Annotated in this window: 11 protein-coding genes; 3 read left to right on the forward strand and 8 right to left on the reverse strand. The window is 49.2% G+C overall.

The genetic code is table 11. The features are described from left to right. Nucleotides 1–2: 2 nt before the first annotated feature. The 8 genes from ACFPYJ_RS20815 to ACFPYJ_RS20850 form a co-directional block, all read right to left on the reverse strand. The gene (locus tag ACFPYJ_RS20815) at nucleotides 3–2885 is read right to left on the reverse strand and encodes an ABC transporter permease (protein ID WP_379190140.1); all 2883 of its coding nucleotides are present in this window, start codon (nucleotides 2883–2885) and stop codon (nucleotides 3–5) included. 41 nt (nucleotides 2886–2926) lie between these two features. Further along, nucleotides 2927–3973 carry an efflux RND transporter periplasmic adaptor subunit gene (locus ACFPYJ_RS20820; protein WP_379190141.1) on the reverse strand — a complete coding sequence of 349 codons (1047 nt, stop codon included), beginning with the start codon at nucleotides 3971–3973 and terminating at the stop codon, nucleotides 2927–2929. Further along, entirely contained in the window at nucleotides 3951–4670 is a 720-nt protein-coding gene (locus ACFPYJ_RS20825; protein ID WP_379190142.1) for an ABC transporter ATP-binding protein, read from the reverse strand. Before ACFPYJ_RS20825 ends, ACFPYJ_RS20820 begins: the two co-directional genes overlap by 23 nt. A gap of 134 nt (nucleotides 4671–4804) precedes the next feature. After that, nucleotides 4805–5677, reverse strand: coding sequence for a DUF92 domain-containing protein (locus ACFPYJ_RS20830; protein ID WP_417629240.1), 873 nt, complete (start codon nucleotides 5675–5677; stop codon nucleotides 4805–4807). 166 nt (nucleotides 5678–5843) lie between these two features. Next, complete coding sequence (locus tag ACFPYJ_RS20835; RefSeq protein WP_379190172.1) at nucleotides 5844–6581, reverse strand: glycerophosphodiester phosphodiesterase; 738 nt, start codon at nucleotides 6579–6581, stop codon at nucleotides 5844–5846. 13 nt (nucleotides 6582–6594) lie between these two features. Next, on the reverse strand, nucleotides 6595–8082 hold the full coding sequence (locus ACFPYJ_RS20840; RefSeq protein ID WP_379190143.1) for a CapA family protein: 1488 nt from the start codon (nucleotides 8080–8082) through the stop codon (nucleotides 6595–6597). A gap of 115 nt (nucleotides 8083–8197) precedes the next feature. Further along, the gene (locus ACFPYJ_RS20845) at nucleotides 8198–9190 is read right to left on the reverse strand and encodes an MBL fold metallo-hydrolase (protein WP_379190144.1); all 993 of its coding nucleotides are present in this window, start codon (nucleotides 9188–9190) and stop codon (nucleotides 8198–8200) included. Continuing rightward, entirely contained in the window at nucleotides 9187–9951 is a 765-nt protein-coding gene (locus ACFPYJ_RS20850) for a class I SAM-dependent methyltransferase (protein ID WP_379190145.1), read from the reverse strand. The genes ACFPYJ_RS20845 and ACFPYJ_RS20850 overlap by 4 nt, the downstream gene beginning before the upstream one ends. A gap of 171 nt (nucleotides 9952–10122) precedes the next feature. Here ACFPYJ_RS20850 and ACFPYJ_RS20855 point away from each other — a divergent pair, with 171 nt between their 5' ends. The 3 genes from ACFPYJ_RS20855 to ACFPYJ_RS20865 are packed head-to-tail and all read left to right on the forward strand — an operon-like array spanning nucleotide 10123 to nucleotide 13648. Next, a complete protein-coding gene (locus ACFPYJ_RS20855) occupies nucleotides 10123–11451 on the forward strand; it encodes a spore germination protein (RefSeq protein WP_379190146.1) in 1329 nt (442 codons plus the stop codon). Further along, complete coding sequence (locus tag ACFPYJ_RS20860) at nucleotides 11448–12548, forward strand: GerAB/ArcD/ProY family transporter (protein WP_379190147.1); 1101 nt, start codon at nucleotides 11448–11450, stop codon at nucleotides 12546–12548. The genes ACFPYJ_RS20855 and ACFPYJ_RS20860 overlap by 4 nt, the downstream gene beginning before the upstream one ends. Next, entirely contained in the window at nucleotides 12545–13648 is a 1104-nt protein-coding gene (locus tag ACFPYJ_RS20865) for a Ger(x)C family spore germination protein (RefSeq protein ID WP_379190148.1), read from the forward strand. Before ACFPYJ_RS20860 ends, ACFPYJ_RS20865 begins: the two co-directional genes overlap by 4 nt. Nucleotides 13649–13650: the final 2 nt, after the last annotated feature.

The following is a 13650-nucleotide window of genomic DNA, read 5'->3' on the forward strand; positions in this document are numbered from 1 at the left end:
GCCTATTCCTCCCCGAGCTTCAATGCTTGCGTAATCTTCATGCGTGAAATACGGATACCCAGCACGGCAAGGCCGATTGTCAGCATGAACCCTACAACACCATACAGCTGCATATAATCGCTTAGCTGCCGCACAATTTCAAATGGCGGAACCTGCTCGGATGCATTGAATGACAGCTGGAACAGAGGCACAAACATGTCGCTGACCCCGTTGCCGATAAATACGCCGATAAGCACCGCAGCGCCTGATGTCAATGCCTGCTCACTTAAGAGCATGCCGATAATTTGCAGGAATGAGATCCCCATGGCCCGCAGAATTCCGTACTGCAGCGTCCTTCCTGCTAAGGTCAATACCCAGAACAAGAGGAAACCAAAGAAGCTAATCATCATTGATATAACAAATCCGAGCGTCATAACCCCATTAATCGCAAGCCGGAACGGATCGTTCTTGGAACGGATCAGCTGCTGATTGGCGTCGATCATCTCTTCTACAGGTACTTCCTTCTTCACGAGATCATCATAGATTAATTTGCTTGCCGCGCCTTCCTTCAGCTTGATCCAAACTTGATAGGGCTCAAGTGCGAGATGATTCTGAATGTAGGATAAATGACCGACAATCAGATTTGGTTTCTGAACATTACTGTCATTCTCTTCACTTACGCCTCCTACCGGAAGCGGATTCCAGCCCGGCCAATAATCAATAATGCCATAAACGATAAAGCCTGTATAATCCAGCCCGCTCCAGTTAGCCGAGATCCGGTCGCCCGGTTTAACCTTGTATTTGTCTGCGATGGATCTAGAAATAAGTACAGCTTTGGGATCAGAGGCAATCAAATTCAAATAGCTGTTGATCGGATAATTAAGCAGCCCATCGCGCATCCAGGCCACTCGTCCGAAATCAAACGTATCGATTCCGTACAGGGTTGTAACGTCTTCTCCCCCATCCGAACTGAAATGGGCATCGTCCTTCTTAAACACCCGGGCTGCCGTCTCCACACCCGCAAGCTCCGTCATGGTGATAAAAGGAGGTTCGGTGTACGAAACCCGTTTGGGTGCTGCGATACCTGAAGGATCTTCAGCCGGTGCTCCCGGTGCTCCACCCGGCGGCGGAGGCGGCGGGGCATCGTTATCCCAGTGGATACTAAGCTGGATATCCGACCCTGTCGTATAATGGATTTTATCTTCCATATTACCGTTAATGGTACGTGCGGCATTCGCACTGAAAAGACCCATCGCGATCGTCATGATAAGAAAGACCTTTATCGTCAGATATTGCGAGGAGGAACGGCTGATCTGCAGCAAGGTCGAATAGAGTGCCGGTGTCCACCAGCGTTTGCCAAGCCAGAAGATGAGCTTAATAAACCATGGGTAGATACGCAGTGCAAACAACCCGCAGCCAAGTGAGAAAATAGCCGGCATAAAGAACAGAAGCGGGTCAACCTGAATGGCGTTAGGATCAAGCGCCAATTCCTTCAATTGATCCAAGCGCTGATTGAAGCCAACCAGCAGGTAGATTGATATGCCCAGCAAAACGATATCGATGAAGGTTTTATGCCAAAACGACATTTTGTTCGAGCGGGCCAGCTGCTGCTTATGGCCGACAATGGAAATACGCGTCGCCAGAAAAGCAGGAACCAGAATAAGAATGATCGATCCAACTACGGCTAATGCAGCAATTTTGTAAGACGTGCTGTTCATAGCAACCGGCAGCGAGGATCGCTGAACAAATTCAAGAAATCCGCTGGAAGCACCTAATATCTTTGTGAAATAAATACCGATAAAAGGTCCTACTGCAAGTGCCAGCACTCCGAGAATAATACTTTCGGCCGCAAAAACGGACATAATCTGCCATCTGCTTGCGCCGCGGCTGCGAAGAACAGAGATCTCTGTTTTCTGACGGTCAATAATTAAATTAGCAGCCATGTACAAGTAGAAAGCAAGCATGAACATGACCGGCGAGTACAGCGACCAGAGCATGATATCGAGCTTCTCTTTCTTCTCGATGAATGTGGCAATCGACGTTTTAGCCGGCATTTCTACGGAAGCAATGCCAAGCCGCATATTGAAATAATTGTTTATCGCCGCATTTTGAGCCAAAAACGATTCTATGGAATCGATATTGATTTGCTGGTAATTGAGCGAATACTGCCACATCAGAACGGAAAGCTTCAGGATGCTCTCATTTTGTACAAAATCATGCTGGAATTGATCATATGGGATATAAAAAGATGAGTTGTAATATTCCACATTGAACTGATCGTAGCCGTTATTTTCCTTCGTTTCAATCAGACCGACGAGCAGAATTCTAATCTTTTTCCCATTATCCTTATTCGTATAAATGAATTCCTGGCCCAAGTCGCGCTTGAGGTCAATTAAATATTTCTGTGTGACCAGCGCTTCATATACGCCATCACTGCGCTTCTGATCCGGCATTCTCCCATCGATCAGATGAACCCTGTTCTCCAGATCAGAAACCGTACGGATGCTGCCATTAATGGTCATTTCTTTCGCTTCCCGTTCCGTTGCATTGGCTGGCAGCACCCGGAAGGATTGGGTAGCGCGCATCATTAGATAGGACTGTGAGTCAAGTCCCAACCGTTCGGGGGCATTCTTCATATATGTATCCGCTTTCGCAATTTGGCTGCGAAGCATATCGAACTCCCTGCCTCCGCTAATAGAGGTGGAGACGCGCAATAATCCAGGATAAATATTCGAATCGATCTGCTGCTGCTGAAGTTCTTTAAATAACGTTCGCTGGAGAATGGCATGCGAATACAACGGCATCGAGCTGAAAAGTGCAACGCAAATCGTTAGTCCAAACCACAAATTAAGCTGAAGCCAACGATTTTTCGCCATTTTCCGAAAAATCATCGTCCATAAGGCCATCATTTCACCTCTTCTGTCCCTTCTATCGACCCTATCACGGACTAATTATTATTCAAAATAATTTGTTGGCCGACTTCCAGACCTTTGTTTATTTCAACCTCAGTCGATGTCATAATACCCGGCTCTACATCGACTTCTTTACGGCGGTCTCCGTCTATAATCTGCACATAGGTTCTTCCCAGATAGGTCCGCAGACCGCTGCGAGGCAGAACGATAACATTATCATGCTTCTCGAGTGAAATTAGGATGTCGACGCTTTTGCCAAGCTCAAGCTTCGCATTCTTATCGGTAACCCCGATATACAGCAGCTTGGAATTACGGTCGGAGAGATCCTTGTTATCGGTAAACGGTGCACTGGAAGGTGACTGTAACACTTTACCTTTCGTTTTCACACCTGAAATGGTTACCTCTACATCCATATTGAGCTGTACGGCGGAGAGCAGCTTCGGATCATCTACGGTATAAACGAGATAAAGCTGAGTCGGATCATCAATGGATACGAGCGGTACATAGCCGTTTACACCATCGCCCGAATTTTTCTCATCCACATAAGAAACGATTCCGTTGATTGGCGAAGTCAGATTAGATCCGGTCAGCTGCTGTTCCAATGAGTCCAAAGCAATCTGCTCCCGCTCCAAATCGATCTGACGGAGCCGCAGCTCTTTATCATCCGCTCCGGATTGCTTGGCTTGATAATATTGAATGCTTACACGCTCCACACTGAGCTTCTGAAGCTGAATTCGCAGCTCCAAATCTCCCAGATCGAGATCTGCTACCACTTGACCCGCCTTTACCACATCACCTTGATTCACGTACACATCCTTGAGCCGGCCGTTCTGCTTATAAAATAAGGGCACTTTATGGCTGGATACGACAGTTGCCGCACCTTTCAGTAATCGTTCAATCGTCCCCTTCTTGACTTCAACGGCATCAACCTTTTCCGTTGCCGGTTTAATCAGCGGCGGCTGCAGTGTTTTTTCCTTTTGCGGCAGCAGCGAACAGCCTGAAAGCAGGGTAACCGCAAGTAAGGCAGCAGCCGTCTGCTTAACAAGCCGATTCGTTCGTTTATGTGCTTGGTTCTGTAACAATCTCCCCATCCTCCAATGCAATGACGTGGTCGACGATTTCCATAATACCCGGATCATGTGTCGTCATTACGACCGTCATCCCTAGGTTCTGTACCAAATCCCGAAATACTTTAATAACCTGAAGCCCCATTCGGCTGTCGAGCTCGGCAGTCGGCTCGTCCGCTAGTAAAATTAGCGGCTGATGCGCAATCGCGCGGGCAATGGCAACACGCTGCTGCTCACCCCCGGATAATTCCGGCGGCCGGTGCTTCATGCGCGATTTCATGCCTACCCACTCGAGCGCCTTCTCCGCGCGCTCCTTATTGAGCTTGCTCGGGGCACCCGCAATACGAAGCCCGAACTCCACATTCTCGTAAGCAGACATTAGCGGTATGAGTCCAAATGCCTGAAACACAAGGCCGATATTAGATCTCCGCCAGGCGCTGCGCTGTTTCTCGGGCAGCTTGGATATGATTTGGCCATTAAAATAAACTTGTCCCTCCGTCGGCTGATCGAGTGCTGAGAGCAAATTGAGCAGCGTGGTCTTTCCGGAGCCGGACCGTCCTTTAAGCGCTATCATCGTGCCCCTTTTAATATCCAAATTGATGTTTCTAACTGCAGTTACGGCTGTGTCGCCGCGTCCAAATACTTTCTTGACGTTAACTGCACGCAGAATGGTCTCCTTGGTCGGAAACGTATCTGCCGTTTCAATTCTCAACGTTGTTCGAGCCCCTTTCAATAATTCTGTTAAACTACTAGAAAATTTCCAAAATACTTCTATATTAGAGTTAGAATACTAGCAGAATGAATGCGCTGTCAACCAAAGTCTCGAGTTAATATATTTGTTAAGCATCAGTGAAGCCATAAGCCTATACACCAGGCTAAAAAGCCGGCGATTCCAGAGGAAGCCATATTCACGGCATCGTTCGTCATCCAGGCAAAGCCGCGTGTTTGTACAGCGGGAGCACCGCAGTGTTCGGCGCGCTCCATCTCGCTGCCGCAAAGGCTGCAGCGGTACATGGCTTGCCCTGTCGCGCCTAGCAGCGAGTCCGCAAAGGCGCCTGCAAAACCGGCTGCTGCGGCAGCGGCTATTAGCGTGCTTGGCGAGGCTGAAGCCTGCGGCGCCAGCAGCGCGGCGGCGAGGCCGATAAAGACGGCGCCAGCCAGCGCAGCCAAGCTGCCAAGCAGCGTGACACCGCCGCTCGTGCCCGGTGTGACAGGCTTACCGCTTAGTATCGCGCGCGTTGAGGTTCGGCTAAGCGCGCCGATCTCCGTTGCCCACGTATCGGCATTCACTGCCCCCATAACACCAACGAAAGCATAGAGCCACCCTTCGCTTGGCCATATGGCATGGCACGCGCAGAGGATAAGGCCAAGTCCGCCGTTGGCCCACACCTGCCACGCGTCCCTGCGGCCGCTTTTTGCATAGCTGCTCTCTGCCTTCTGCTTCATTCGGTGATGCCGTTTCCATTTGGACCATCCGGGTGACGACAGGAAAAATGCTAGAAGGACCCCCACCCATACCGGGCTTCCAAGTACAACATAGCTGGTTCCCATAATAATTGCCGACCACATTCCTGAGCGTGACAAGGACCGCAGTCGATAAGCGCCGGCGGCAATTAATGTACTTCCCCCTGCCCCGATTATAAGCCGGATCCCCCATTCAGACAGCCAATCGTTCATAAGCATCTCTCTTCCTTCCAGTAGATTCGGTTTAATTGCCACAATGCTTGCTCCACGCTTTCCCAGGATTAGTGCTTTCATGTAAAATTGACTCAGCACATTCCAGCAAGGAGATATATACTACGATCGCCCTAGAGGACTTATAAATCATACCAAAGAAAGGGATGCTCCACGGGTCAACTTGACCTGCGGAACATCCCTTTGCTTATTATTTGACGGTGACGTTGAATGCTTCTCCATAACGATTCGGATAGTTGGTGCAGATCAAGATCGAGGAATCAAGCTTTGCAAGCCTCTTCATCATTGCAATATCATTGACCGTCCATGCCATAACGGTGATTCCTGCCTTGTGCATGGCCTTCATTAAGCCGGAGGAAATGCGGGTGTAGCCAATGGAAAGGAATCCCGCATCCAGTTCCTTTAAATTGGACACAAGCATCCATGGAGCTGCATCAATAATCAAGCCGGTTTTCACATCCTTTGACAGCTGCCTGACCGTTCGAAGGGCCGCTTGATCAAACGATGTAATAACGGTATCATGCTCAAGCCCTTTTGCGTACAGCAGATCAACAACCTTCTTCTCCATCCCCGGATAACGGCCCCCGTATGTCTTCAGCTCAATATTTAGCCGGCAGCGGCCTATCGTTGCGTCCAGCACAGCCTCAAGCGTCGGGATCCCCTCTCTGGCAAGCGTCTTGGAATACCAGCGCGCTGCATCAAGGCCAGCCAGCTGCTCAGCTGTATAATCCCTTACACGACCTGAGCCGTTGGTCGTCCGTCTCAATGTATCATCGTGAATAACGACCGGAACGCCGTCCATGGAAAGCTGAACATCAAGCTCAATCCATTCCACGTAGGGGAAGCTGAGCGCCTCACGAAAGGCTTCCATCGTATTCTCAGGCGCAAGTCCTGATGCACCGCGATGCGCCACACATGAATTCATCATCACGCTCATTCTATTACCCCTTAGCATTGATATATCCGTCTTGGTCTAACGAAGCCTTGAACGATAAGCCGGATATTCGCTTCAGAAGAGCCGCGGCCTTGTCACCCACAAGCGGAATAGGCTGAGAATTCACAGCCCGCATCGGGTGAAACCGTAAGGAGCAGTCGCCTTTCTGAGAGCAAACGGCGTCCAGCACTCCCGTATCCTTGGTCCTGTCAGTGGCTGTCATATTGAATATAAAATTACCAAGGCTGTATGAAATCCATTTGCCTTTGTATTGTTCGAATCCTTGAAGCACATGCGGGTGACTGCCGATAATCAGATCCGCACCGGCATCAATATAAGCATGTGCCAGTTCCTTCTGTACGGCATTCGGTTTGTCGGCACGCTCAATGCCCCAATGAACCATAACGACAACGATATCCGCTTGCTTCTTCGCCTCTCTAATTGCTTTGAGGGCCCGCCTTGCATCATAAGTTTCCGCAAGCCCTGGACGATTCTTCTCCGCTTTCCATGAACCGACCGGTACTACCCTGGTCAGTCCCAGATAAGCAACGCGTACACCTTTCGCATCCAGAATCATAGGCTTAAAGGCTTCAGAATCATTGCGCCCTGCACCCATATTAGGGATTTTCGCCCCTCCGAGATGGTTTATCGTATCGAACAGTCCCTCTACGCCTTGATCGAGCGTATGATTGTTCGCAAGATTCACGATATCAAAGCCTGCTTGCTTAAATGCCGGAAGAGATTTGGGCGATCCTTTGAATACAAAGGATTTGTTGGGTGCCGGCACGCCGCGCTCTGTAATTGGCGTTTCCAGATTGGCTGCCGTCAGATCGGGTGCCGTCAGGAAAGGCAGCGCCTTTAGATAAGGATATTCATAACCATTCTTCTTCATGAGCGCATCAACCGAGCCGGCAAGCAGGATATCCCCCACGAAGGACAGCGTCACTTTATTGTCGTTTTCAAGTCCTCCTGCAGCATCTCCGGAGTTATCCGGATCGCTCCCGCTGCCGGAACCGCTGTTTGCATTTGTTCCGCCAGCTGTTCCACCATTTGTTCCGCTGTTTACGTTCGTTCCTGCATCTGGTCCGTTAACTGCTCCATTGTTTGAGCCCGAGCCAGTATCTGTCCCCTTGCCGTTAACTGCTCCATTATCCGCTCCAGCGTCAGCTCCTGTGCCTGGGGCAGTCCCTCCTCCGCCGTTATCGGAAGGCTGGTGCGAACTATTCGATCCATTCGCCGGCGCATCACCGCCATCATCAGAATGCTGCTCAGAGGATGGATGATCGTCGGTGACGGACGGCTTATCCGTCGTCTGCTGCTGCGTAATGCCGTCGGCTGCATTCTTCGCTCCGTTCTTACTTCCCAATGTAAAATAAACGATAACCAGTCCGCCTATAATGCCGATCATAATCAAGTTTATGACAAGAAGCCGCTTCATCCTGCGCGCTTTGCGTTTTTTATTATGCTGATGCGATTCAGAACGAGATACATACATGGTTAAGTAAGCTCCTTTTGAACGAGTAGGATAAAAAAAGAAAAAGTGGGATATGGACGATCCCACTCATTATACCAGCATTTGCCTACTGTTGATACGAGCTGTCTCATACCAATCAAGCTTTGTATTCAATTACTCCGGATTGATCCTCATGACTAATTCGGCTGCAGCGTTCCAGATAATAGAGATGGGCCAGCGTCTCCGACATGGCAAACCGGAACTGATGGATATTCCCGGCAATTCGCGTACCGAACAGCTTTTCACACATGGCAAAACCCGTGTAGGATCGTTCCGCGAGCAAATGCTCCATCGTATCCAGTCGGCGCGCATGATGCTCGATAATCTCCGTGATGCGTCCGTCAAAGGCTGAGAACGGATCTCTATGCCCTGGGAAAGCCAGTTCAACCTCAAAGTTTCTAAGCCCGGCCAGATTGTCAAGAAACTGCTGGAGGGGATCACCCTCCTCGCCGGGCACAACGCTAATATTCGGAGTAATGTTCGGCAGCACCTGATCACCGCAGAACATCCATTTCTTCTCCCGCGAATAGAAGCATAACTGTCCGCCCGCATGTCCCGGTGCATCGATTAATTCATAATGCAATCCACCTAACTTCAGCGACTGGCCAGCTTCAATAAATGTCACTTCGGGTTGAGGGCTAACCTTCTCAACAAAGCTCTCCAAATGGGGGCTAATCTGCTCCAGCAGCAGCTGCGGAGTGCCATGAAGCGAATAAAGCGCAGCGAGATCAGCACCGAATATCCGGCGATCTCCCCACAGTCTTTGCGTGTAAGCATAGGACTTCTCCGACATTAGCACCGGAGCACCGGTCTGGCTTTGAAACCAGCCTGCAAGGCCGTAATGATCCGGATGCTGATGGGTCAGCACAATCGTATGAATATGTTTGAATGCAATATCATAATCAGCCATGACGGCCGCCCAAACTGCTCTTGCCTCGGAGGTGTGAAGCCCCGGATCAAGAAGGGTGAAGCCTCTCTCATCCTTAATCAGATAGCTGTTCACCCACTTGAGCGAGAAAGGCAGCGGCACCTTAACCTGCAAGATATCGCCTGGCCACAGCGTTACAACCTTTAATCCCGATTCGGTCAATCGAATACCCTCCCAATCATTATCATTCGGGGAGACTGCTCTGTTTGGTACTCATCGCCTTGATAGTTCCCATAGACATGCTCAAGGGAGAGCCCGGCTTCTGCCAGCGCAGCCGTAAACCACTGCAGAGAAAGCAGCCTCACCTGCTCTTGATAGCTGCGGGATTGCTTGCCGCTGCTGCCGCTGCCGGCAGGGCCAATCTTGATTTTCTTTAAGACCCAGCCATCCTTAATTGTTCTGATTTCTTCAATATGTAAACCTGACTCCACATCTATCCGCTCGGAGTACGGCACCAGATTCGCTTCCACGTAAGCCGGATTAAGAAAATCGATCAAAAACCGTCCATCCTTCTTCAGCACCCGCCGAATCTCCTTCAGCACGCATGAATTATCAGCTTCATCTGCAAAATAGCCGAAGGAAGTAAACAAATTGACAGTTGCCTGGAATTGACCGTTTTCAAACGGAAGCCGGCGCATATCCCCTTGAACAAGTCTCTCAATCAATCCCCCTTCGTTATGCTCTATCGCCTTCTCCAGCAGCGCTTCCGATAGATCGATTCCCGTTACCCGATAACCAAGACCTGCAAGCGCAAGCGCATGTCTGCCCATGCCGCAGCCTATATCCAGCACGGCTGCACCTTCGGGAAGCTCCATCCACCCCACCATCCGCTGTACTTCGGATTCAGCCTGCTGCCAGTTCCGATGGCGATAAACAATCATATAATCAGAGCCAAAGCTCTGCTCGTACCATGCTGCCGTCATGCGGTTCACTCCTATGAAATTAATACATTCTTAATAATGATGATTATTAAATTGTACTTCAATGCTGACCATTCTGGCAAAAATAAGTGCCTTGTGGCATATTTTTCTTCCTTTTGTTCCATACTAATCCAGCTTACGTTGATTATGCTCTCGCAAAGGAAGGTTGCCGCTATGCTGAACAGGATTGAAACATTATTTGCAAAAGCAAAAGACCTTACGACGCATCGGGTGAGTAATGATACGTTAATCATTGAAGTGGCCTACATATCTACCTTATGTGATGAAAGTAAAGTGAGCGATTATATTCTTGTTCCGTTCATGAAGCAAACGCAGCCCTTCGATCAAGTTGTGAATCAGAACCCTTCCTACAAGAAGCTGGATGATTCGGCAAAATGGGCCGATACGCTGCTTCGCGGCTTCGTGCTCTTCAGCTTAAACGGCGCTGTCTATACCCTTGATGCCGCCCGGATCATCCGCAATGAGAATCCGCAAACAAACGTCGAGACCGCTATTCTTGGACCGCAGATCGCACTTAGCGAGGATTTAATTGATTCGATCAACATTATCCGCAGCCGCTATCCATCACCAGAGCTGTGCATCGAGGAGCAGACGGTCGGCTCCATGTCCAAAACCCGGGTTCAAATGCTGTATGACAATCAAAGAGTAGATCCAAACGTGCTGTCGAATGTACGCACTAAGCTGCTTAGTATTCAAGTGGATTTCCTCATGGCTACCGGACAGCTGGAGAAAGAGCTCGGCGACCGGTACCGGTTATTCCCAACAATGATGATTACAGAACGTCCGGATCGCGTATGCAGCAGCCTGCAGGAAGGGAAGGTCATTTTGATCATGCAGGGCTCTATGTTTGCCCTCATTTTGCCGGCTACGTTTTATGATTTCATTCATGCGGTCGATGATGACTACGATTCCTTCTGGATGACCCGTTTCTTGATTCTGCTGCGGTATACGGCTGTCGTCTTGACGATAACGCTGCCTGCATTATACGTGGCCATCGTCTCGTACAATCCGGAGATTTTCCGCGTGCAGCTCACCTTTTCTATTGCAGGGAGCCGCTCCGCCGTGCCTTATCCTTCTTTTATCGAGGTAACGATCATGTTATTCATGATTGAGTCTCTGATCGAGGCCAGCTTAAGGCTGCCCAAATATATCGGTTCCACAGCTACGACAGTAGGCGGATTAATATTAGGTCAAGCGGCGCAGCAGGCCGGGCTTGTCAGCAGTATCATGATCATTGTGACCTCTGTTGTCGCCATCTCTAACTTCGTCGTACCCGTCAATAATATGTCAGCAGCCATAAGGTTCTTGAAGTACCCGTTAATCGTCCCGGCAATCTTCTTCGGCATAACCGGTGTAGCGCTCGGCATATTTGTCTACATGGTCTATATGTCCGATCTCAGAAGCTTCGGCAAGCCTTACTTTCGATTTATCGGAAAGACAAAACCCCCAATTGGTGACATCGGACAGGTGAACGAACCATGAACCGTTACTTCTACTACAATGTTTTTCTAGTCAGTCTATTGAATCTGATGCTGTTCGTTCCGCATATTCTGCTGCGATTTCGTTACGATGGAGCCGTCAGCTCCATGGGGGTCGCTATTGTTATCGGCTCTTCGCTTGCTCTTATGTTTACAAAAGTGATGAAGAGCTTCCCCGGTAAAGGCCTGCCGGAAATCTTAGCGGAATTCTTCCCGAAGTTCGTGATCGTTCCTTTCCTGCTGTTCATGGCTGTCTTGTGGCTGGTCGCTTCTTCCATTGCGCTGGTGTCCTATGCAGTTCTGATCAATCGTTTCTTCAATCCGGATACCAGTCCGATTGTCGTACTTGCATTTCTGTGTTTAATCTGTATCTACACTTCCAGCCGGTCGACCTTGACCGTTATATTCGTCATCGAAATTGGGCTCATTATTAATGCACCTCTGCTGCTGTTTATATTGATCAAAGCCACGAGGAGCACTGCCATTGATTGGGATGCCATACGAACGATTGCGAATTATTGGACAAAGCCTCCGAAGCTGCAGCCGGTGAGTGCCGCAACCTATGTGTTTACAGGCTATATTAACTATGCCATCTATAACCGGCTGAATCCGCCCAACTTCCGAATCCGCTACAGATGGTTAATTCCATTAACCGGTACTTTCATACTGTTGATGACCTTCTTCGTTCCGATCGGCTTTCACGGTACCGAAACAGTGGATAATTATTTGTACATCTGGAGCGTCACAGCAGATTCTATGCTTATGGGGTATGGTTTCATTGAGCGGGTTATGTTTTTCTTTTTGCTGCTCTATTTGAACTTAACGCTCATCTACACGACCTCCGGCTGGCATCAGGCCATGGAGTTCGTGAAGAGCTGCCTGCCCAAGAGCAGTCCTCAGGTCGATTGCATCCAGACACCCAAAAAAAATTGGATCATCACATCGGTTTTCGCCGTGATTACTTTAACGTATTCCATTCTGTTGAATGAGAAGGAGAACTTCAGTATCTCGTCGTATTGGTTGACTTTTCGCATGTTTATTGAGATCGGAAGCGTCCTATTCTTATTCGTTCTAGCCTTCAGGAGGAAAACTTCCACATGACCAGCAAATCTCTCAAGCTTGCAGCCGTATTCATGTTAATCGCCCTGTCGCTTACCGGCTGCGGCTTCAAAGATATCGATAAACGCTTCTTTGTCGTCGCTATGGGCATAGACAAACCTACTGGAGAAAATGCCAAAGGGTTCATCGTCACGCTTCGCCTGGCGGTAACTTCTCCGAAAATCGAGCCGGGTGCTGCAAAGACCCAAATCGAAACGCTCCATGCAACGACCATTGCCGAGGCGGTGCGGTTAATCAAATCCCATGTCGATAAGGAACTGGATTTTGGCCACTGCAAGCTGTACCTGCTGGGCGAAGGTCTGGTCAAAAATGATTTCAACGATATCATCAACTGGTTGGGCCGGCGGCGCGATGTTCAGAACGTTGCCTATATAGCCATCGGAAAACCGGATGCCGCCTCGGTTCTGAATATTAATCCGACCACTGAACGGTATCCCGGAAATACAATCTTCCTAATCTTCGGCAAAGACGGAACCGAATCCTCTTACATCATTTATCAGTACATCTTTGATTTCATGCGTAAAGTGGAGGAGAAGGGGCTTGATCCGGTTCTCCCGATTATGAGGGGTGAAAAAAATGGTTATGTCATTACAAGAGTCGGGCTGCTTAACAAGCAGAAGCTTGTCCTGAGCTTGAACCCTCATGAAACCGAAATGTACAATCAGATCCACAACGCGTACGATAAATCCACGGTTACGGCAAACGTAGATGGGGTAGAACTTGTGCTCTCCGTCAGTCAAATCACTAATCACTACCGGATTATGAAATCGTCAGATGGAGACTATGTGCTGAAACTGAACATGCTTATCAGCGGTATATTCGAGGAAGCTCCGATCGGTATCTATAACAAGGACTGGGACAGACTGGAGAAGGCGTTCAAGACTCAGGTCTCACAGGAAGCCAAGCGCCTGCTTATTAAGGTGCAGCAGGCTGGCGTGGATCCATTCGGGTTTGGGCTTCATTACCGCGCAACGCATGCCGGCAGCGAGAAAACATGGAAGGATTGGCAGTTCATCTATCCAAGATTGAAATTCGAGGTTAACGCAACGGTCAAAATTGAAGGCACGGGGATAACGAGTTAAAG

The sequence above is a fragment of the Paenibacillus solisilvae genome (assembly GCF_042656405.1).
Taxonomy (GTDB): domain Bacteria; phylum Bacillota; class Bacilli; order Paenibacillales; family Paenibacillaceae; genus Paenibacillus_Z; species Paenibacillus_Z solisilvae.

Excerpts from the sequence above, each read along its gene's own strand:
- ACFPYJ_RS20850 (WP_379190145.1), bottom strand. The coding sequence starts at position 9,951 with ATGACGGCAGCATGGTACGAGCAGAGCTTTGGCTCTGATTATATGATT.
- ACFPYJ_RS20815 (WP_379190140.1), bottom strand. The coding sequence starts at position 2,885 with ATGGCCTTATGGACGATGATTTTTCGGAAAATGGCGAAAAATCGTTGG.
- ACFPYJ_RS20835 (WP_379190172.1), bottom strand. The coding sequence starts at position 6,581 with ATGATGAATTCATGTGTGGCGCATCGCGGTGCATCAGGACTTGCGCCT.
- ACFPYJ_RS20840 (WP_379190143.1), bottom strand. The coding sequence starts at position 8,082 with ATGTATGTATCTCGTTCTGAATCGCATCAGCATAATAAAAAACGCAAA.
- ACFPYJ_RS20860 (WP_379190147.1), top strand. The coding sequence starts at position 11,448 with ATGAACCGTTACTTCTACTACAATGTTTTTCTAGTCAGTCTATTGAAT.
- ACFPYJ_RS20855 (WP_379190146.1), top strand. The coding sequence starts at position 10,123 with ATGCTGAACAGGATTGAAACATTATTTGCAAAAGCAAAAGACCTTACG.
- ACFPYJ_RS20865 (WP_379190148.1), top strand. The coding sequence starts at position 12,545 with ATGACCAGCAAATCTCTCAAGCTTGCAGCCGTATTCATGTTAATCGCC.